General features: G+C 62.3%; 21 protein-coding genes. 13 read left to right on the top strand and 8 right to left on the bottom strand.

The features are described 5' to 3' along the window. Positions 1-192: 192 nt before the first annotated feature. Both BM438_RS25445 and BM438_RS25440 read left to right on the top strand, forming a co-directional pair. Entirely contained in the window at positions 193-828 is a 636-nt protein-coding gene (locus BM438_RS25445) for a carbonic anhydrase (RefSeq protein ID WP_093639609.1), read from the top strand. A gap of 88 nt (positions 829-916) precedes the next feature. Then, on the top strand, positions 917-2,497 hold the full coding sequence (locus tag BM438_RS25440; RefSeq protein WP_093639606.1) for a SulP family inorganic anion transporter: 1,581 nt from the start codon (positions 917-919) through the stop codon (positions 2,495-2,497). 133 nt (positions 2,498-2,630) lie between these two features. On the opposite strand, the gene BM438_RS25435 is transcribed toward BM438_RS25440, so the two are convergent. From BM438_RS25435 to BM438_RS25410, 6 genes are all read right to left on the bottom strand, one after another. Beyond that, entirely contained in the window at positions 2,631-4,178 is a 1,548-nt protein-coding gene (locus BM438_RS25435) for a 2-isopropylmalate synthase (RefSeq protein WP_054034966.1), read from the bottom strand. Positions 4,179-4,545: 367 nt separating this feature from the next. Beyond that, positions 4,546-5,415 (bottom strand): CDP-diacylglycerol--serine O-phosphatidyltransferase, encoded by an 870-nt coding sequence (gene pssA, locus BM438_RS25430; protein ID WP_093639603.1) that lies wholly within the window; start codon positions 5,413-5,415, stop codon positions 4,546-4,548. A gap of 24 nt (positions 5,416-5,439) precedes the next feature. Beyond that, on the bottom strand, positions 5,440-6,078 hold the full coding sequence (locus tag BM438_RS25425) for a phosphatidylserine decarboxylase (protein ID WP_093639600.1): 639 nt from the start codon (positions 6,076-6,078) through the stop codon (positions 5,440-5,442). A gap of 134 nt (positions 6,079-6,212) precedes the next feature. Next, positions 6,213-7,229, bottom strand: coding sequence for a ketol-acid reductoisomerase (gene ilvC / locus BM438_RS25420; protein ID WP_012432364.1), 1,017 nt, complete (start codon positions 7,227-7,229; stop codon positions 6,213-6,215). A 131-nt stretch (positions 7,230-7,360) separates the two neighbouring features. After that, positions 7,361-7,852 (bottom strand): acetolactate synthase small subunit, encoded by a 492-nt coding sequence (gene ilvN / locus BM438_RS25415; protein ID WP_011487482.1) that lies wholly within the window; start codon positions 7,850-7,852, stop codon positions 7,361-7,363. A 112-nt stretch (positions 7,853-7,964) separates the two neighbouring features. Then, the gene (locus BM438_RS25410) at positions 7,965-9,728 is read right to left on the bottom strand and encodes an acetolactate synthase 3 catalytic subunit (RefSeq protein WP_054034970.1); all 1,764 of its coding nucleotides are present in this window, start codon (positions 9,726-9,728) and stop codon (positions 7,965-7,967) included. A gap of 363 nt (positions 9,729-10,091) precedes the next feature. Between BM438_RS25410 and BM438_RS25405 the strand changes: the two genes are divergently transcribed. From BM438_RS25405 to BM438_RS25355, 11 genes are all read left to right on the top strand, one after another. Then, positions 10,092-10,655 carry an RNA polymerase sigma factor gene (locus BM438_RS25405; protein WP_054034971.1) on the top strand — a complete coding sequence of 188 codons (564 nt, stop codon included), beginning with the start codon at positions 10,092-10,094 and terminating at the stop codon, positions 10,653-10,655. Then, positions 10,652-11,080 carry a DUF3619 family protein gene (locus BM438_RS25400; RefSeq protein WP_054034972.1) on the top strand — a complete coding sequence of 143 codons (429 nt, stop codon included), beginning with the start codon at positions 10,652-10,654 and terminating at the stop codon, positions 11,078-11,080. Before BM438_RS25405 ends, BM438_RS25400 begins: the two co-directional genes overlap by 4 nt. A gap of 16 nt (positions 11,081-11,096) precedes the next feature. Then, a complete protein-coding gene (locus tag BM438_RS25395; RefSeq protein WP_093639596.1) occupies positions 11,097-11,855 on the top strand; it encodes a DUF3106 domain-containing protein in 759 nt (252 codons plus the stop codon). A gap of 13 nt (positions 11,856-11,868) precedes the next feature. Continuing rightward, positions 11,869-12,390, top strand: coding sequence for an RDD family protein (locus BM438_RS25390; protein ID WP_093639593.1), 522 nt, complete (start codon positions 11,869-11,871; stop codon positions 12,388-12,390). A 101-nt stretch (positions 12,391-12,491) separates the two neighbouring features. After that, positions 12,492-13,433, top strand: coding sequence for a UDP-2,3-diacylglucosamine diphosphatase (locus BM438_RS25385; protein WP_054034975.1), 942 nt, complete (start codon positions 12,492-12,494; stop codon positions 13,431-13,433). 30 nt (positions 13,434-13,463) lie between these two features. Next, positions 13,464-14,495 (top strand): glycosyltransferase family 4 protein, encoded by a 1,032-nt coding sequence (locus BM438_RS25380; protein WP_093639590.1) that lies wholly within the window; start codon positions 13,464-13,466, stop codon positions 14,493-14,495. A 20-nt stretch (positions 14,496-14,515) separates the two neighbouring features. Further along, positions 14,516-15,151 carry a diacylglycerol kinase gene (locus tag BM438_RS25375; protein ID WP_093639750.1) on the top strand — a complete coding sequence of 212 codons (636 nt, stop codon included), beginning with the start codon at positions 14,516-14,518 and terminating at the stop codon, positions 15,149-15,151. A gap of 233 nt (positions 15,152-15,384) precedes the next feature. Then, positions 15,385-16,110, top strand: a complete 726-nt coding sequence (locus tag BM438_RS25370) for a TetR/AcrR family transcriptional regulator (RefSeq protein ID WP_054034977.1) — start codon at positions 15,385-15,387, stop codon at positions 16,108-16,110. A gap of 2 nt (positions 16,111-16,112) precedes the next feature. Beyond that, positions 16,113-16,697 (top strand): LOG family protein, encoded by a 585-nt coding sequence (locus BM438_RS25365; protein ID WP_093639586.1) that lies wholly within the window; start codon positions 16,113-16,115, stop codon positions 16,695-16,697. A gap of 84 nt (positions 16,698-16,781) precedes the next feature. Next, positions 16,782-17,528, top strand: a complete 747-nt coding sequence (locus BM438_RS25360) for an SDR family oxidoreductase (protein WP_093639582.1) — start codon at positions 16,782-16,784, stop codon at positions 17,526-17,528. Positions 17,529-17,780: 252 nt separating this feature from the next. Beyond that, positions 17,781-19,727, top strand: a complete 1,947-nt coding sequence (locus BM438_RS25355; protein ID WP_093639579.1) for an ArnT family glycosyltransferase — start codon at positions 17,781-17,783, stop codon at positions 19,725-19,727. Positions 19,728-19,779: 52 nt separating this feature from the next. Here the strand turns inward: BM438_RS25355 and BM438_RS25350 are convergent, their stop codons facing one another. Both BM438_RS25350 and BM438_RS25345 read right to left on the bottom strand, forming a co-directional pair. Beyond that, positions 19,780-20,385 (bottom strand): DUF924 family protein, encoded by a 606-nt coding sequence (locus BM438_RS25350; RefSeq protein ID WP_093639576.1) that lies wholly within the window; start codon positions 20,383-20,385, stop codon positions 19,780-19,782. Continuing rightward, positions 20,378-20,791, bottom strand: a complete 414-nt coding sequence (locus BM438_RS25345; RefSeq protein WP_093639573.1) for a group II truncated hemoglobin — start codon at positions 20,789-20,791, stop codon at positions 20,378-20,380. Before BM438_RS25345 ends, BM438_RS25350 begins: the two co-directional genes overlap by 8 nt. Between the last annotated feature and the right edge of the window lie 4 nt (positions 20,792-20,795).

The following is a 20,795-nucleotide window of genomic DNA, read 5'->3' as shown; positions in this document are numbered from 1 at the left end:
CGCCTTTTCAGGCGGCTTTTTTTTATTTATTGCGCATGCCCACGAATTTTATTTCGCGCACAGCAGATTTATTTTTTGATAGAAAGGTTTTCGTAAGCATTGATTCAGTACCGATTGCACCCGCTGCGCCGTCCGGGCACAGCCGTGGTGTCGGCGACGAGTCTGTGCGCCCTACTTACGGAGCCACTATCGATGAACCGTCCGAAACGCCTGCTGGTCGCCAACGTCGCATGGGCGTATGAAACCGCCGCGCGCAACCCCGAATTTTTCCGTGATCTGGTGCGAGGCCAGAATCCGCATGTGCTGTGGGTCGGCTGCTCGGACAGCCGCGTGCCCGCAGAAACCATCACGCATTGCGAGCCCGGCGATCTGTTCGTTCACCGCAACATCGCCAACCTTTTTCATCCCGACGACGACAACACCGCGAGCGTCCTCGAATACGCGGTGCGCGTGCTGAAGGTGGGGCACGTGATCGTCTGCGGGCACTATGGCTGCGGTGGTGTGCGCGCCGCCCTGCTGCCGCCGGAACCGACGTTGCCGCATGTGAATCGACGGATCGCACCTCTGTGCGCGTTGGCAAAGGCGCATGGCAACGAACTCCGGAGTCACGCAAGCGAGCGTGAGCGTATCGACCGCCTCGCAGAGTTGAACGTGCTCGAGCAAGTGCGCCAGTTACGCGCGAGTGCGATCGTGCGCGATGCTGACCCGGCACCCCTCGTTCACGGCTGGATCTTCGCGCTCGAGGACGGGCGCATCAAGGTACTCACGTCCGGCTACGAAGCCGACGACGCGATGACCTGCACAACAGCCGCCCATAGCGCCGCCTAGTGCGCAGCTCTTATGAAACCGGCCGCAGCATGGCCTTCGCCTTTGCCTTCGCAGCACACAGGGCTCCACCCACTACTGCACCGACACCATGAACCTTCGAGCTTTCTTTTCCACGTTTCAGCGCGATCTGCTGGCTGGCACGGTCGTTTTTCTGGTGGCGCTGCCGCTATGTCTGGGCATCGCCAACGCCTCGGGCGTCGAGCCATTTGCCGGGCTTGTATCGGGCATCGTCGGCGGCCTGGTGGTGGCCGTGCTGAGCGGTTCGCGGCTGAGCGTCAGCGGGCCCGCGGCGGGCCTCGTCGTGATCGTCGTCGACGGAATCGCGCAACTCGGCAGCTTCTCCGCGTTCCTGCTGGCCGTATTGCTGTCCGGCGCGATTCAATTCGGATTCGGCATGCTGAAGGCCGGCAGATTTGCGGCCTATGTGCCATCGCCCGTGATCAAGGGCATGCTTGCGGCGATCGGCGTGCTGCTGATCGTCAAGCAGTTTCCGCTCGCGCTTGGGCTATCCGGCGCGAATGCGTCGGCCGGATCGCAAGCCGCTGCCCATATGGCCGGCAGCGTATCGACGCCGTTCGGCTCGATATCACTCGCGGCCTGCGTGATCACTTTGCTGTCGCTCGCGATTCTGGTGGGCTGGGAAACGCGCGCGTTACGTCGCTTTGCGCTGGTGCGCCTTGTACCCGCACCGCTCGCGGTGGTGCTGCTGGGCATCGGCGCGACGCTGCTGCTCGGGTTGCTCGCCCCGTCGCTCGCGCCGCCCGCCGAGCATCGTGTCGCGCTGCCGTCGCTCGAGTCGTTCGCTGCGTTGCAAGTCGCGCTCCAATGGGCCGACTTCGGGCCACACTTCGCGCAACTGGTCAATCCTGATGTCTGGCGCGTCGCCATTACATTGGCGATCGTCGCGAGTCTCGAAACGCTGCTGAGCCTTGAAGCGGTCGAGCAGATCGATCCCGCCCGACGTGCCGCGCCGCCGGATCGCGAATTGAAGGCACAGGGCGTGGGTAACCTGATCGCCGGCGCGATCGGCGGCCTGCCGATCACCTCGGTCATCGTGCGCAGCTCCGCCAATGTGCATGCGGGCGCTCAAAGCCGGCTGTCCGCGATCATTCATGGCGTGTTGCTGCTGCTCAGCGTGTTCGCGCTCACCAGCGTCATCAACCTGATTCCGCTTGCGTGCCTCGCGGCGATTCTTATCTTCACCGGCGTGAAGCTCGCCAAACCGTCGTTGTTCGTCGCCATCGCCAAGCAGGGTTTCGCGCCGTTTGCGCCGTTCATCGTCACGCTGGTCGGCGTACTCGCCACCGATCTGCTGATCGGCATCGTGCTCGGCATTCTGTGCAGCGTGCTGCTCGCGCTGTATGCGAACCTGCGTAGCCCAATCGTGCTCGCGCAGCACGGCGATCACTACCTGCTGTCGTTTCGCAAGGACGTGTCGTTTCTCGGCAAGGTGCCGCTCAAGCACTACCTGCAGCAGATTCCCGACGGCGCGACCTTGATCGTCGACGCAACGCGTGCCGATTTCGTCGATCACGATGTGCGCGAACTGCTGGATACGTTTGTCGCCGATGCGCCGCGCCGCGAGATCGCAGTCGAAGTGCGGCATCAGGTCCAGGCGCAGGCACGCGCGGCGCGCGGGTGGTCGATGCGGCGTGCGGCTGCGGAGTAGTTTCAGCGCGCGGTACTTCAGCGCGACACTCGAGGAGGAGACACCACAAAAGCAAGAAGCCCTGTGCTTTTGGGAGCACAGGGCTTCTTGACAATCCGGTTCAGCGGGCACGCAATCAGCGCGCCTGCTTCCATCACTCCGAACGTTGCGGATTCAACTTATCGAAGTTCGAATGCAGCTTGTTCAGCGCCGAGATATACGCCTTCGCGGAAGCCGCGACGATATCCGGATCGGTGCCCACACCGTTGACGATGCGCCCGCTCCTGGACAGCCGCACGGTCACTTCGCCTTGCGCCTGCGTACCGGTTGTAATGGCATTCACCGAGTACAGCAGCAACTCCGAACCGCTGCCCACTTCCGTTTCGATCGCATTGAGCGTGGCATCCACGGGACCGTTGCCACGTGCTTCCCCGGTCACTTCCTTGCCTTCGACCGAGAACACGATCTTCGCGTGCGGCTGCTCACCGGTTTCCGAATGCTGCGACAACGACAGGAACTTGTAGTGCTCCTTCTCCTGTGCTTCTGCCGATTCCTCAGTGACGATCGCGATGATGTCTTCGTCGAAGATTTCCGACTTGCGGTCGGCCAATTCCTTGAAGCGTGCGAACGCCGTGTTCAATTCGCCTTCGCTATCGAGCGCGATACCCAGTTCCTGCAAACGCTGCTTGAACGCATTACGGCCCGACAACTTGCCCAGCACGATCTTGTTCGCGCTCCAGCCCACGTCTTCGGCACGCATGATTTCGTACGTGTCGCGCGCTTTCAGCACGCCGTCCTGGTGGATGCCGGATGCGTGCGCAAACGCGTTCGCACCAACCACCGCCTTGTTCGGCTGCACGACGAAACCGGTGATCTGCGACACCAGCTTCGAAGCCGGCACGATCTGCGTGGTATCGAGACCGATTTCAAGGCCGAAGTAATCCTTGCGCGTCTTCACCGCCATCACGATTTCTTCGAGCGACGTATTACCTGCACGCTCGCCGAGACCGTTGATCGTGCACTCGACCTGACGCGCGCCGCCGATCTGCACACCAGCCAGCGAGTTCGCCACCGCCATGCCGAGGTCGTTATGGCAATGCACCGAGAACACCGCCTTATGCGAGTTCGGAATCCGCTCGCGCAGCGTCTTCACGAGCTGGCCGTACAACTCCGGCACGCCATAGCCGACCGTGTCCGCAATGTTGATGGTGGTGGCGCCTTCCGCAATGACCGCTTCCAGCACGCGGCACAGGAAATCCATGTCCGAACGGCTGCCGTCTTCCGGCGAAAACTCGACGTCGTCCGTGAACTTGCGGGCGAAACGCACCGCCAGCTTCGCCTGTTCGAACACCTGATCCGGCGTCATGCGCAGCTTCTTTTCCATATGCAGCGGCGACGTTGCGATGAACGTGTGGATGCGGAAATGATCGGCCGGCTTGAGTGCGTCAGCAGCGCGTTGAATGTCTTTGTCGTTCGCACGGGCCAGCGAGCAGATCGTGCTGTCCTTGATCAGGCCCGCGATGGTGTGGATCGAATCGAAGTCGCCATTCGAACTGGCCGCGAAGCCCGCTTCGATCACGTCCACCTTCATCCGTTCGAGCTGCTTTGCGATGCGGATTTTTTCTTCTTTCGTCATCGACGCGCCGGGCGATTGCTCGCCGTCACGCAACGTGGTGTCGAATATGATCAGTTTGTCGGCCATGTCGGGTCTCCTGAGGAGTCGTTCAATTGTGGGGATCGGATATTGGAATTCGGGCGTTTTGCGCCACCGTTGGCGACGCTAAAAGCCGCAGACGAGGCAGACGGAGGGCGGAAAACGATAAGCGATCAGCGCGCTAGATGCGCCAGCACTAGCGCACCCGCGGCGCACCAGCTTGTTGAGGCTCGTGCTGCAGCTCAAATGGGAACCTGAACGCATTTATCCAACGACTATAGCGGCATTCCTGTCGCCGTGCAATTGGCGTCGGACCTGCCTGCCGCGCGCCGCCGGACGGGCTCGACAACGAAAAACGGCAGCCTGCGAAGACTGCCGTTTTCTCATTTCACGCTCATGTAACGAAGCTGCGCCGTTACCTGTCCCGCGCCACGGACCGAGCCGGATTCGCCCTGCCCCGCAGCGCCTGATAGCCCCAGAACACATAGCCCGACAGACCGTACAGCACGAACAGGCCGAACAGCATCAGCGGCGGATCGGACGACACCAGCACGAACGCCACCACCACGAGCAGAATCACGCCGAACGGCACGCGGTGCCGCACATCGAGCGCCTTGCCGCTGTAGAACGGAGCGTTCGACACCATCGTCACACCGGCGTAGATGGTCAGCACGAAAGCGACCCACGGCAGCCACACCAGCTTGAGCGGCACGCGGTTGTCGGTGGCGAGCCACACGAAACCGGCGATCAGCGCCGCGGCCGCTGGGCTCGGCATACCCTGGAAGAAGCGCTTGTCGACCACACCGATGTTCGCGTTGAAGCGCGCGAGACGCAACGCCGCCCCCGAACAGTAGACGAACGCCGCGAGCCAGCCCCAGCGGCCGAGATCTTTCAGAATCCACTCGTACATCACAAGCGCCGGCGCCACACCGAACGAGACCATGTCCGAGAGGCTGTCGAACTGTTCGCCGAACGCGCTTTGCGTATGCGTCATGCGGGCGACCCGTCCGTCCATGCCGTCCAGCACCATCGCCACGAAGATCGCGATTGCCGCGATTTCGAAGCGCACGTTCATCGCCTGCACCACCGCGAAGAAGCCGCAAAAGAGCGCGGCGGTGGTAAACGCGTTCGGCAGCAGGTAAATGCCGCGTTTCCTCAGAAACTGCTGACGCTGAGCGCGCCGACTCTCGACTGCGCCTGTCTCCGCCACGATCGGCTTGTTACGGCGGAACGGGCGCGGGAGCTGCCCGCTGTTGCGGGGTCGACGCGGTTTGAATGCGGCCATTCGGAAAACCTCCTTGGTGCCGCTTTATAGTTCAGCGAGGATCGTGGACGACGCGGAAACCTTCTCACCGATCGACACACGCGGACGGCTGCCAACCGGCAGGTACACGTCGACACGCGAGCCAAAACGGATAAATCCATAACGCTGGCCACGCGTGAGCGGCTCACCTGAGCGTACGTAGCAAAGAATGCGCCGCGCAATCAGACCGGCGATCTGCACCGACGTCACCGTCTGGCCGCCGGCCATTTGGATCACCACCGCATTGCGCTCGTTTTCGAGCGAAGCCTTATCCACAGCGGCATTCAGATACGCGCCCGGGAAATATTCGACCTTGGAGATCGCACCGTCCACCGGTGAGCGCTGCGAATGGACATTGAAAACGTTCATGAACACGCTGATCTTCAGCGCTTCACGGTTGGCATACGGATCATGCGCTGTCTCGACTGCGACGATACGGCCGTCGGCCGGGCACAGTACGGCATTCGCCTGAGTCGGAATCGGGCGCGCAGGATCGCGGAAAAACTGCACGACGAAGATCAGGATCAGCCAGAACAGCCATGCAAAGCCGAATCCCGCGAAGGCATGAACCAGTAATGCAACGACGGCCGCGATGGCGATGAACGGCCAGCCTTCTCGCGCGATGATCGGATGAGGGTAATTCATGGATGGCTTCTGTATTTTTGTAAAACCGTAGGATAGCAAAAGCCGCCCAGGGTTCAGCACCCTTGGACGGCTTTTTGCATTACCGGCTGCTGCGACGAGGCGCCGCGCCGGTCAGATGCGATAAAACTGGCTTCTTAGTTCTTCGACTGGTCGACCAGCTTGTTCGCGGCGATCCACGGCATCATCGAACGCAGCTTGGCACCCACCGTTTCGATCTGGTGCTCGGCCGTCAGACGGCGACGCGATTGCAGCGTCGGTGCGCCAGCCTTGTTTTCGATGATGAAGCTCTTTGCGTACTCACCGGTCTGAATGTCCGTCAGCACGGCCTTCATCGCCTTCTTCGTTTCAGCCGTCACGATACGCGGACCCGTCACGTACTCGCCGTATTCGGCGTTGTTCGAGATCGAGTAGTTCATGTTCGCGATGCCGCCTTCGTAGATCAGGTCGACGATCAGCTTCAGTTCGTGCAGGCATTCGAAGTACGCCATTTCCGGCGCGTAACCCGCTTCCACCAGCGTTTCGAAGCCGGCCTTGATCAGGTCGACCGTACCGCCGCACAGCACGGCTTGTTCGCCGAACAGGTCGGTTTCCGTTTCTTCGCGGAAGTTCGTTTCGATGATACCGGCACGGCCGCCGCCGTTCGCTGCTGCGTACGACAGCGCGATGTCACGTGCTGCGCCCGACTTGTCTTGTGCAACGGCGATCAGGTGGGGCACGCCGCCACCTTGCGAGTACGTACCGCGAACCGTGTGGCCCGGTGCCTTCGGCGCGATCATGATCACGTCGAGGTCAGCACGCGGGATCACCTGACCGTAGTGCACGTTGAAGCCGTGTGCGAAGGCGAGCGCTGCGCCTTGCTTGATGTTGGCGTGCACTTCCTTTGCGTAGACTTCAGCGATCTGCTCGTCCGGCAGCAGCATCATGACGACGTCCGCGCCCTTGACGGCTTCCGCCACTTCCTTGACTTGCAGGCCGGCGTTCTCAGCCTTGCTCCACGATGCGCCGCCCTTGCGCAGACCGACCGTGATATTCACGCCGCTTTCCTTCAGGTTCAGCGCGTGAGCATGGCCTTGCGAGCCATAGCCGATGATGGTGACTTGCTTACCCTTGATGAGGGAGAGGTCGGCGTCCTTGTCGTAGAAAACTTTCATGTCGGTTCCTTGGCTAAATTCGGTGAAATCAGTGAAATACAAATACTGCGAATGGTGTGTTGCTTGGCCGGGCTCTTGAAGGCACTGCCCGGCCCCGATCGAAACGTTAGCGAATCGTCGATAAGCGCGCGTCAAACCTTCAGAATGCGCTCGCCGCGGCCGATGCCCGAACTGCCCGTACGGACGGTTTCGAGAATCGCAGTCGCGTCGATCCCTTCAATGAAGGCATCGAGCTTGTCGCTCGCGCCCGTCAGTTCGATCGTGTAGGTCTTTTCTGTGACGTCGATGATCCGGCCGCGGAAAATATCCGACATCCGTTTCATTTCCTCACGTTCCTTGCCGACCGCCCTTACCTTGATCAACATCAGCTCGCGTTCGATGTGGGCGCCCTCGGTAAGGTCGACCACTTTCACCACCTCGATCAGGCGGTTCAGATGCTTCGTGATCTGTTCGATCACGTCGTCCGAGCCAATGGAGACGATGGTCATGCGCGACAGCGAACGGTCTTCGGTCGGAGCCACCGTCAAGGTTTCAATGTTGTAGCCGCGTGCCGAGAACAGCCCCACCACGCGTGATAACGCGCCCGGTTCGTTTTCCAGCAGGACAGAAATAATGTGTCTCATGTTTCGCTTCTTCCAGATGTTTTGTCGATGTATGCGAGCGGTTTCGCGCCGCTTCGTCCGCCTTCGCCCTTTTTGAAGGCGCGCATGACGAAGCCAACGCTAAAAACCGTCGTTATAGATCTTCCGAACCCATGAGCATCTCAGTGATGCCCTTGCCGGCCTGGACCATCGGCCAGACGTTTTCGGTCGGATCGGTCTGGAAATCGAGAAACACCGTGCGATCTTTCAGGCGCAGCGCCTCCTTCAGCGCCGGCTCGACATCGGCCGTACGTTCGATACGCATGCCGACATGGCCGTACGCCTCGGCGAGCTTCACGAAATCCGGCAGCGCATCCATGTACGAATGCGAATAGCGCTTGCTGTATTCGATCTGCTGCCACTGGCGCACCATGCCCAGATAGCGGTTGTTCAGCGAAATGATCTTGATGGGCGTCTCGTACTGCTTGCAGGTCGAGAGTTCCTGGATACACATCTGGATCGAGCCTTCGCCCGTGATACAGAGCACGTCGTCGTCCGGGTGCGCCATCTTCACGCCCATCGCCGCCGGCAGGCCGAAGCCCATCGTGCCGAGGCCACCGGAATTGATCCAGCGGCGCGGCTTGTTGAAGCGATAGAACTGCGCCGCCCACATCTGGTGCTGGCCGACGTCGGAACACACGAAGGCATTGCCGTCGGTCAGTTCCCACGCCTTTTCCACCACGTACTGCGGCTTGATGATGTCGCTCTTGCGATCGAACTTCAGGCAGTCTTTGGCGCGCCAGGCTTCGATGTCCTTCCACCAGTCGGCGAGCGCCGCGGTGTCAGGGCCATGCTCGGCCGTTTGCAACTGCTCGATCAGCTCCTTCAGCACTTCCTTCACGTCGCCGACGATCGGAATGTCGACCTTGACGCGCTTGGAGATGGAAGAAGGATCGATGTCGATATGGATGATCTTGCGCGGGCGCGATGCGAAGTGCGCCGGATCGCCGATCACACGGTCGTCGAAGCGCGCGCCGATCGCGATCAGCACGTCGCAGTGCTGCATCGCCATGTTGGCTTCGTACGTGCCGTGCATGCCGAGCATGCCGAGGAATTTCTTGTCGCTCGCGCGGTAGCCGCCCAGACCCATCAACGTATTGGTGATCGGATAACCGAGCAGATCGGCGAACTGGTTCAGCTCACGCGACGCATCCGCGAGAATGATGCCGCCACCGGTGTAGATATACGGACGCTTGGCCGACAGCAACAAGGCCACAGCCTTGCGAATCTGGCCGGAGTGACCTTTCGTGACCGGGTTGTACGAGCGCAGCGAAACGGTCTTGAGCGGTTCGTACTGGCACGGCATCTTCGACACGTCTTTCGGAATGTCGATCAGCACCGGGCCGGGACGGCCGGTACGGGCGATGTAGAAAGCTTTCTTGACGGTAGCCGCGAGGTCGCGCACGTCCTTCACGAGGAAGTTGTGCTTCACGCAGGGACGCGTGATGCCGACCGTATCGCACTCCTGGAACGCATCCTGACCGATCGCAGCAGTCGGCACCTGGCCGCTGATGATCACCATCGGGATCGAATCCATGTAGGCCGTGGCGATGCCGGTCACCGCATTGGTAACGCCGGGGCCGGAGGTCACGAGGCACACACCCACTTTGCCGGTGGAACGCGCATAGGCGTCGGCGGCGTGGACTGCGGCTTGTTCGTGGCGCACGAGGATGTGCTGGAATTTGTCCTGCTTGTACAGCTCGTCGTAAATGTAGAGTACCGAGCCGCCGGGATAGCCCCACACAAACTCGACGTCTTCGTCGGCCAAAGCGCGCATGAGCACGGTGGCGCCGATAGAGTCAGCTTCAGGATGGGGGGTCGTATCCGACGTGGAGAATTCCGCGCTGGGCATATTCATTTATTCACCTTTCGAATTTTCGGCAAAAAATTGATCGGGTGCTCTCTGCCGGGCTTGTGGCTCGGGTTCAAGCGGCGCGTCCAGTTGACAGGTGAGCTTCTTGGGCCACACCTCAATTGAGACAAGTCACTTATGTTGCGAACCAGCGAAGATATCTGCAGATGTTCGCGCGGTCAAGCAAATATTGCCCTGGCGGCCTGCCGCTGAATCCCACAATGGGTCAAAAACGACCGAGACCGTGTTATAGAGATGCAAGGTAGGACAGGTTTCGCCCCAGCGGAGCGAAAGTTTGTTAGCATCCGCGAGTTTTACGACATTTTTCGACCGATTACGCGCACGCACGCTGCGCCGACCCCCAAACGGATGGCATCAGACAAGGAACTCGCCGATTTTCTGGCGGGCGTCGAAAGGCGCGCATTCAAGCAGACGGTCTACGCCGTGCGGGACGACGACGCCTCGCTCGATATCGTGCAGGACGCGATGATCAAGCTCGCCGAAAAATACGGCGACCGTCCGGCCGCCGAACTTCCGCTCCTGTTTCAGCGTATTCTCCAGAATGCGATGCACGACTATTTCCGTCGTGCCAAAGTGCGCAATACTTGGGTTAGTCTGTTCTCCTCGCTCGGCAACGCCGACGACGACGAATTCGACCCACTCGAAACATTCGAGGCGCAGCAAGGTTCAGCGGGCTCAGAAAGCAACGAACAGAAACTCGAACGCGAACAAGTCTTACAGTTAATCGACGACGAGATCCAAAAGTTACCGGCACGTCAACGGGAGGCGTTTCTCATGCGTTATTGGGAAGATATGGATGTCGCCGAGACTGCCGCCGCGATGGGCTGCTCCGAAGGCAGTGTGAAAACACACTGCTCGCGGGCCACCCACACGCTGGCGCAAGCGCTCAAGGCTAAAGGAATCACGCTATGAGCTCCCTAGAAACCAAAGAACTCGAGTTCGCCCGCCAGGTGCGCCGCGCGCTCGACGAAACCGCCGCCAGTATTCCGCCCGCCACCGTCGACCGGCTCGCTGTGGCGCGCCGTGCCGCGCTCGCTCGCAAGAAGCCCGAGACCGTGAGCGCGCCGGTGTTCGTACCCGCCTTCGCCGGTGCCGGCATGCCCTCCGGGATGCCGCAGGTCGAGATGCCGCAGCGCCGCCGCTCGCCGCTGCGCCGCTTTGCGCTCGCGTGGCCGCTCGTCGCGCTGGTCGTCAGCCTCGTGGGCATCGCCTACTGGGAAGACCAGCAACGCACCGCCGAACTCGCCGATATCGATGCAGCCATGCTAAGCGACGACTTGCCGCTCAATGCCTATCTCGATCACGGTTTCAACGCGTACCTATCACGCGCCCACTGAGCGGGAGATTCTTCGGGTGAGTTACAAGCGCGGCTTGGCCGTTGTTTTCGGATGCGCGATCGCGGCCCTCGTGTCGTTTGCCGCGACGTATCCGCGCTTTTATCCGAGCCCGTCGACCGCCAGTGCGCCTGCCGCGGGCGGCAACGCAACCGCCAAGGCGCCCGCGCCAACGCTCGCCGTCGAACTGCCGGGCCTGTCCGGCAACAATAGCCCGTTGGCATGGTCGCGCCTGAGCTCGGCCGAGCACCTTGCGCTCGCGCCGTTCGCGGGCGTATGGGATTCCTTCAGCGACGAACGCAAGCGAAAATGGATCAAGATCGCCGCGCGTTATCCGAAGTTATCGCCTGATGCGCAAAAACGCCTGCATGACCGAATGACTGAATGGGTGCGCATGACACCCGATCAGCGGCGCGTTGCCCGCGAAAACTACCAGGTGTCGAAGGAGTTGCCGCGCGAAACCCGCCAGAACGCGTGGAAGACTTATCAGCAATTGCCGGAAGAGCAGAAGGAGCGGCTCGCCGCGAGCGAGCGTAAGCGGCGCCCGAGCGTCGTGAGCGCACCGCCGTCCGGCAAGACCGAGATCAAGGGCCTCGACCGTCTGGTCAATGCCCGCGAGCACGGCGCGAGCGGTGCCGCAGCGGCGAGTGCCGCGGCGGCAGCTGCATTGCCGAGCCCGGCCGTCACGCCGGCGATTCCCGCTGCGGGCAGCTTCGTGCCCGCCACGCCGGTGCCGGTTTCGCCGGCCGAGGCGCCTTCGATCTTCAACGGCTCCTGATCCGCGCCCCACTGTGTCCCAGCCGCTCGCCACCTCGACACTGCCCGCCGAATCATCCGGCAACGCGCCCACCGTTCGCCGGCGCCTTGCCGCACTGCTCTACGAAGCGGTGATCCTGTTTGGCGTCGTGTTCATCGCCGGCTATCTGTTCAGCACGTTGACGCAGCAGCGCAACGGTCTCACCCATCACAACCTGCTCGCCGCGTGGATCGGCCTCGTGGTCGGTCTGTATTTCGTCTGGTTCTGGACCCACAGCGGCCAGACGCTGCCGATGAAAACCTGGCGCCTGCGCGTCGTCGCCGCTAACGGCGCGCCGTTGTCCACGGGCCGGGCGATCGTTCGTTACGTGCTGGCGTGGCTGTGGTTTTTGCCGCCGCTCGCGCTGCATCCGTTGCTGGGCCTCTCTGTACCACAGACGCTGGTGATCGCCGCGATCTGGTTCGTGCTGTGGGCCGCCACCGGCCGTTTCGATTCGCAACGTCAATTCCTGCACGACCGCCTCGCCGGAACACGCGTGATCAGCGTCGAGCGCTGACCCTCCCTCTCCCGCCACAGTAATAAGAACTTCTCGTGACTGTCACGGCACGGTCACGCGCGACTGGCGCAATACGGGCACCGCAACTCGACGCGTGAGCCATGGACCCCAAAACGTCCGCGACTTCCCTGTTCCGCCAGACCGGCCCGAGCGTCGACCCTGTCGCGTTCCGCCCGGAACCCAACCCTAGCCACGGCTTGCCGTTGCCTGTGCCGTCACTGCCGCTCGACGCGCAAGCCAGCCATCACGACGACGACCACGCCGAACCACACCGCTATCGCACCATCTGGCTGTCCGACATCCACCTCGGCTCGAGCGGTTGTCAGGCGCCGTATCTGCTCGACTTCCTGCGTCACAACGAGTCGGAATACCTGTACCTCGTGGGCGACATCATCGACGGCTGGCAGTTGAAAAAAGGCTGGTACTGGCCGCAGGCGCACAACGACGTCGTGCAGAAGGTGCTGCGTAAAGCACGCAAAGGCACCCAGGTCATCTACGTGCCGGGCAATCACGACGAAGCCGCGCGCCAGTTCTGCGACCTCGCGTTCGGCGACATCCACGTGCGCGGCGAAGCGTTCCACACGACGCTCGCCGGCAAGCGCCTGTGGATTGTGCACGGCGATCTGTTCGACGGCGTGATCCAGCACGCGAAGTGGCTCGCCTATCTCGGCGACACGCTCTACACGATGATCCTGATCCTGAACCGCTGGTTCAACCGGATCCGCAGCCGGCTCGGCTTTCCGTACTGGTCGCTGTCGCAATACCTGAAGCATCAGGTGAAGAACGCGGTGAATTTCATTTCGTCGTTCGAGCGCGTGATGACCGACGAAGCGCGCCGCCGCGGTTGCGACGGCGTGGTCTGCGGGCACATTCACAAAGCCGAAATCCGCGACATCGACGGTGTGCTGTATTGCAACGACGGCGATTGGGTCGAAAGCCTGTCCGCACTCGTCGAGACGTATGAAGGCGAACTCAAGGTGATCTACTGGACCGTGATGCGCGCACCGGAAGTCGGCGTGCAAAAGGCCCGGGCGACCGCGTAGTCCCTCTCCACTTCTATTGGGCCTAAACCGATGAAGATCATGATCGTCACCGATGCATGGGAACCGCAGGTCAATGGCGTCGTGCGCACGCTGAAGAACACCACGCGCGAACTCACCGCGCTCGGCCACCAGGTCGATCTGCTGACGCCGCTCGAATTCAAGACGATTCCGTGCCCGACCTATCCGGAGATTCGCCTGTCGCTGCTGCCGCGTCGCAAGCTCCATCAGCGCATTGACGAATTCGCGCCCGACGCGCTGCACATCGCCACCGAAGGCCCGCTCGGCATGGCCGCACGCGCCTACGCGATCAAGCACAAGCTGCCGTTCACAACCGCTTATCACACGCGCTTTCCCGAATACGTGCAGGCGCGCTTCGGCATTCCGATCGCGGCCACCTACAAGTTTCTGCACTGGTTCCACAAGGCGTCGCTGGCGGTAATGGCGCCCACGCCCGTGGTCAAGGCCGACCTCGAAAAATTCGGTTTCACCAATGTGGTGTTGTGGACTCGCGGCGTCGACCTCGACATCTTTCACCAGATGGACTCGAAGGTGCTCAACACCGCGCGGCCGATCTTTCTGTACGTGGGACGTGTAGCAGTCGAGAAGAACGTCGAGGCGTTTCTCAAGCTCGATCTGCCCGGCTCGAAGTGGGTGGCCGGCGAAGGCCCGGCGCTCGCCGAACTGAAATCGCGCTATCCGCAAGCGAATTACCTGGGCGTGCTGACGCAAGCCGAACTGGCCAAGGTCTACGCGGCCGCCGACGTATTCGTATTCCCGAGCCGCACCGATACGTTCGGGCTCGTGCTGCTCGAAGCACTGGCCTGCGGCACGCCGGTCGCGGCGTATCCGGTAACCGGCCCGATCGACGTGCTCGGCGACGGCGGCGCGGGCGCCATGCATGAGGACTTGCGCGAGGCTTGCCTCGAAGCGCTGAAGATCGAGCGCAGCCATGCGCGCGCCTGGGCCGAACGCTTCTCGTGGGCAGCCGCGTCGGAGCAGTTCGCGGCACATTTGAAGCCGCTGCCGCGCACGTCGTATAGCGAGGAAAGCGCCGCCGCGTGAAGCGACGCGCCGAGCCGTTTATGCGAACCCGAAACTCCACCGCCGCACGCGCGTCGAAAGGCGCGCTGCGCGCTGTCGACACCGAGGCCGCCGGCATCGAGCCGTTCGACGACGTGAGCGAGCACGGCACGCCGAATCATGTCGATCACGCGAATGGTTTTCACGGCATGAACGGTGCAAGCCGTGAGGGTCTCGCGAACCCCGAGAGCGAGCCGCACAACGAACCGCTCAGCCCCGACGATCCATTCGCACCGCTTCCCTTTAATCCATACAAGGGCAATCGCGGCGTGACCCGCGCGTGGCACGCGATGAAAAATTCGCTGGCCGGATTTCGCGTGGCGATCCGCGAGGAAAGCGCGTTTCGCCAGGAGCTCACGCTCGCCGCGATTCTGATTCCGTGCGGCGTGCTGGTGCCGGTCGATCCCGTGTCGCGTGTATTGCTGCTCGGCTCGGTGCTGCTGGTGCTGATCGTCGAATTGCTCAATTCGAGCGTCGAGGCGGCCATCGACCGGATTTCGCTCGAGCGCCACGAGTTGTCGCGTCGTGCCAAGGATCTCGGCAGCGCGGCGGTCATGGTCGCGCTCGGCATGTGTGTGATGACATGGGGACTGATCGTCGGGCCGCTTGTCGTTCATTGGGTCAAAGCGTGGCTCTGAGCGTGGCTGTGGAATTCACCCCGAAGCACCGCCTGATGCCCTTTCCCGGTGTCCCAAAGAATGAAAACCCTGAGTATCCGTTTGGTATAAGAACGGTCGGTTTATAATCGTCCGATAGTCTTCTCGGGAAACCGTTGAGACGCTCAATCAAAAATACCAACCACGTCCGGGTGGATCACGCTAAAGCGGCAAGCCGCCACGCGCCCAGCCCGGCGTAACCAGGGCCGGACGACATGGAAGCCAAACCTCCCCGCCGCACCCGCGAACGGATACTCGAACTATCGTTGAAGCTGTTCAACGAAATCGGCGAGCCGAACGTCACAACAACGACGATCGCCGAGGAAATGGAAATCAGTCCAGGCAATCTGTACTACCACTTCCGCAACAAAGACGACATCATCAACAGCATCTTCAGCCAGTTCGAGCAGGAGATCGAAAAGCGTCTGCGCTTTCCCGACGACCACCGCGCGACGATCGACGAGATGTGGTCGTACCTGCAGTACATGGTCGATTTCACGTGGCGCTATCGCTTCCTGTATCGCGATCTGAACGATCTGCTGGCGCGCAACCGCACGCTCGAGACACACTTCAAGCAGATCATCAGCCACAAGGTGCGCTTTGCAAGCCAGTTCTGCGAGCAACTCGTGGCCGACGGCGAAATGGTCGCCACGCCCGAAGAACTGCACGTGATCGCCACCAACGTCGGCGTAATCGGCACGTACTGGCTGTCGTATCAGTTCGTGATGAACCCGCGCAAGTACAACGAGCAGGAAACGATTCGCGCGGAACTGCATCAGGTGAGCGTGCAAATCGTCTCGCTGATGGCGCCTTATCTGCGCGGCCGCTCGCGGCAGATTTTCGACGACCTCGTCTCGGGCAAGCTGCCCAAGCGCGAGTTCTACGACTACCTGCCGCCCAAGGAAGGCGCCGCGCCCCGCAACGAACCGAAGGACGTTTGAGTATGAAGTCGGTGTGCGTGTATTGCGGCTCCTCCGACGGAGCCAGACCCTTGTACGCCGAAGCCGCGCGCGCCTTCGGCCGTGCGCTGGTGCAGGCCGATCTCGCGCTGGTCTATGGCGGCGGCAAGGTCGGCCTGATGGGCGTGATCGCCGATACGGTGATGGCCGAAGGCGGTCGTGCAATCGGCGTGATTCCCGAGTTGCTGGTCAATAAGGAAGTCGGCCATAACGGGCTGACCGAGTTGCACGTGGTGCCCGACATGCATCATCGCAAGAAGATGATGGCCGACCTGTCCGACGCGTTCGTCGCGATGCCGGGCGGCGTGGGTACGCTCGAAGAGCTCTTCGAGGTCTATACGTGGGCGCAGCTCGGCTATCACCAGAAGCCGGTGGCAGTGCTGAACATCGACGGCTTCTACGATCCGCTGATCGCCCTCCTCAAGCACACGGTAGACGAAGGCTTCATGCGGCAGACCTATTTCGACATCCTGCAAAGGGAGTCCGATCCGGTCGCGCTGATCGACAAGCTGCAACGCTACAAGCCGCCCGTCAGCGACAAATGGGCTGTCAAACGCGACGCTGTTTGATCATCGCCTGCCACGCTTCTCCGACTGTCTGAACGAACACCCGCCGCACGCTCCCACGGCCCCTGCCCGAATGATGAGGTTGAAATGACGAAAACCGTTCTGATCACCGGTGGGAGCCGCGGCATTGGCCGCGCAACCGCGCGTTTGCTGGGCGCACGCGGCTGGTCGGTCGGCGTGAATTACGCGCGGAATCTCGCGGCCGCGCAGGACACCGCTGCTGAAGTGGAACGCGCCGGCGGCCAGGCACTTCCGATTGCCGGCGACGTCGCCAATGAAGCCGATGTGATAGCGATGTTCGACGCGCTCCAGCAAAAGTTCGGCCGGCTCGATGCGCTCGTCAACAATGCCGGGATCGTCGCGCCTTCGAGCCAGCTCGCGGATATGGACCTCGCGCGCCTGAAGCGCATGTTCGACGTCAATGTGCTTGGCGCGTATCTCTGCGCACGCGAAGCCGCGCGCCGCATGTCGACCACGCGCGGCGGCGCGGGTGGCGTGATCGTGAACATCTCGTCGGCGGCCTCGCGTTTGGGTTCGCCGAACGAATACGTCGACTATGCCGGCTCGAAAGGCGCCGTCGACACCATGACGATCGGCCTCGCCAAGGAACTCGGTCCGCAGGGCGTGCGCGTGAACGCAGTGCGCCCTGGCCTGATCGATACCGAAATCCACGCCAGCGGCGGCAAGCCCGAACGCGCCGCCCAACTCGGCGCGACCACGCCGCTAGGCCGCCCCGGCCACGCCGACGAAGTCGCCGAGTCGATCGTCTGGTTGCTAAGCGACGCTGCCTCGTACGTGACGGGCGCATTGCTCGACGTCGCCGGCGGACGCTGAATACCGCTCGTCTGTTCCCGCGGCCGGTGGCTTCGCACGGCCGCAATCCCCTTTCCCCACATTCCATTCCCGTCAATCTGACGAGGAATCGGCTCAATTCGTTCGGCTGAACACCCTATTCCACACCTTTTCTGTAATCTGCCGTAATAAACTGGGACTACAATCGCAGCGTTCGTATGCAACCGCATGCGACGCATAGCCAAAGCATAAGTCCGCGGCCCAAGTCGCCGCGTACCGCGATCAGAGATTCCAATGTTCGAAAAGCCATCCGCGCCCCGGCGCGCGGGGAAGGTCGCGATTGCGACGCCAGCGCCGGCCGGCCCTGCCGACGGCGCTCCGGACACGCATCCCGGCTCGGCACACGCGACCGAAGCCGCAGCGCCCGCAAGGCCCGCCGCTGCCGGCCCCACGGATCCGGCCGCTCCCGCTTCGCGCGGCGCCCGGCGCTTGCGCGCGCTCACGGCGGCTCGTCCGTTGATGTGGCTGGCCGCGCTGGCGATCCTGTGCGCGTGGCTCCTGCCTGGCACTCTGGGCCACGAGCCCTGGAAGCAGGACGAGACCTACACGTTCGGGATCATTCAGCACATGCTCGACACCGGCGATCTGGTCGTGCCGACCAACGCCGGCCAGCCGTTCGTCGAAAAGCCGCCGATCTACGACTGGGTCGCCGCAGGCCTAGCGTGGATGTTCGGCCGCTACCTGCCCTTGCATGACGCCGCACGCCTCGCGAGCGCGCTCTTCGCTGGCCTAACCGTCTACTACACGGCACGCGTCGCCCGCCGTGCGGTGGCTGCCTCGAGCTGGTTCGATATCCGCGTGATCGGCACGCTGGCCTTGTTCGCGAGCACGCTCGTCGTCATCAAGCACGTGCACGACATGATGACCGACGTCGCGCTGATGGCCGGCGCCGCAATCGGCTTTTGCGGCCTATTCGAACTCGTCCTCGTGCATCTGCGCGACGAAGCGCGCCTGCTAAGGGGCGATGCACGCCGTCGGCGCCACGCGATTCTCAGCGGCGCGGCGATGTTCGGTGCGGGTGTGGGCGTGTCATTGTTGGCCAAGGGCCTGTTCGTGCCGCTCGTGTTCGGCGCCACCACCGTCGCGGTGCTGGTGCTGTATCCCGCCTGCCGCACGCGCAGCTTTGCGGGCGCGCTCGGTATCGCCGCGCTGGTCTGCGCGCCCTTCGCGCTGATCTGGCCGATCTGTTTCTATCTGCGCTCCGAAGCGCTCTTCAAGGTCTGGCTGTGGGACAACAACATCGGCCGCTTCTTCGGCTTTTCGGTCGCGGAACTCGGCTCTGAAAACGAAAGCCGTTGGTTCGTGCTGCGCACCGTGCTGACCGTCGGCTTTCCGGTGGTGCCACTTGCCCTGGCCGCGCTCGCCGGCGGCGGATGGCGCCGCTGGCGCGATCCGCGTGTCGCTCTGCCGGTGATCTTCGCGGGCACCGGGTTCGCCGTACTGCAAAGCTCGGCAACCGTGCGCGAACTGTACATCCTGCCGTTCATCGCCCCGCTCGCCCTCGTGACGATGCAAGGCATCGAAAAGCTGCCGCGGCGTCTGCACGCAGGCTGGGACATGGCGAGCCGTGTGCTGTTCGGCAGCACGGCCGCGCTCGCGTGGATCATCTGGTCGATCATGAGCGATCCGGCTAACACGCATGCGTCGCTGCACCGGCTCGGCCGTTGGTTACCGCTCGACTGGGTGCTGCCGGTCAAGCCCGGGCTGATCGCAGCCGCGCTGCTGATGACGCTCGGCTGGCTGTGGCTCCTGCCGGTCTTCAAATACACCGGCAAATGGCGCGGTGTGTTGAGCTGGTGTGCAGGTGCGATCCTCGCGTGGGGCTTGGTGAGCACACTGCTGCTGCCGTGGCTCGACTACGGGAAGAGCTACCGCTCCGTGTTCGAAAACCTCGGCGCCAGGATGAATATCGAGTGGAACGATGGGGATTGCATGGCGAGTATGGATCTCGGCGAATCCGAAGCGCCGATGCTGTACTACTACACCGGCATCGAGCATCAACCGACAACGAATCCCGCGGCGACCGAGTGTACGTGGCTGATCCAGCAGGGCCGCCGTGACAATCCGCGCGCGCCGGCAGGCGATTGGCGGCTGTTCTGGTCGGGTGCGCGCCCAGGCGACACCGACGAGTTGTTGCGAGTATTCGTGCGGACGCCGGCAATGCCCACGCGCGGCGAGTAGCACGTGGCAGCGCATGGCACGCCCGAACTGCGCCTGCGCGTTGTCGTCATGCCTAGAACGACGAGCCGGGCTCTTTCAGGAAGGCCTTTTCTTCATCCGTCGACAGGCGCTCAAGTACCGCATTGCGATGGGGAAAGCGTCCGAACCGTTCGATGATTCTGGCGTGCCTGACCGCGGAGGAATAGTAGGACGCACCACCCGGCTCCGCCTTCAGCTGCTTGAACAGGCGCAGCGATTCGTGCTGGCTGGCAAGCGTTTCGTCGTGTTCGAACGGCAGGTACGCGAATGCGCGGTGATGCACGGTCGGCAACAGGAGATCGGCGCCGCTTGCAATCATCTGTTGCGCGATGCGCAGCGCGTGATGATCGGCGGCGAAAGCGCGCGGTGTGTTGCGGTGGCAATTGCGCGAAAACTGATCCAGCACGATGACCAGCGCTAACGCGCCGAGCGGAGTCTCCGTCCAGCTGTCGAGGGACCCTGCGCGCGCCGCATCGATCAGTGCCCCGAAGCGTTCCAGCAGCATCGCGTCAAAGGCTGCGTCGCGGGAGAACCAGAGCTTGCGCGCCTCACCGAAGGTGGGCGTATTCGGAGCGCCGAACCAGCACTCCAGGACCGCCCGCGCCTCTGCTGCTTCCGGCTCCGCTACCCGCTCAACCATTGCGATTGCGCATCCAGTCCGCGGTCTCGAAGAACGACGCCAGCAAGCGCTCCCTCAACACCTCCGAGAGCCCAACGTCTTCCATCGCCCATGCCATGCAGCGAAGCCACTGATCCCGCTCGCTGGACGCGATCGGAAACGGCATATGTCTGGCGCGCAGCCGTGGATGGCCGAAGCGGCTGATGTAATGATCGGGGCCGCCCATCCATCCGCACAAAAACCAGAAGAACTTGTCGCGCGAGCCATCGAGCGACTCGGGATGCAAGGCGCGAATCCCGGCGAATTCCGCTTCGAGATCCATCAAGTCATAAAACCGGTCGACCAGTTCGCGCACGCGCGCTTCACCGCCCACCAGTTCGAAGGCCGTCGGCTGTGCCGTGGACACTTCGTCGTTAAGATCGCTCATACCC

This window comes from Paraburkholderia aspalathi (assembly GCF_900116445.1).
Lineage (GTDB): Bacteria > Pseudomonadota > Gammaproteobacteria > Burkholderiales > Burkholderiaceae > Paraburkholderia > Paraburkholderia aspalathi.
Note: the sequence above shows the minus strand (reverse complement) of the source record. Positions and strands in the feature narration are given on the sequence as shown.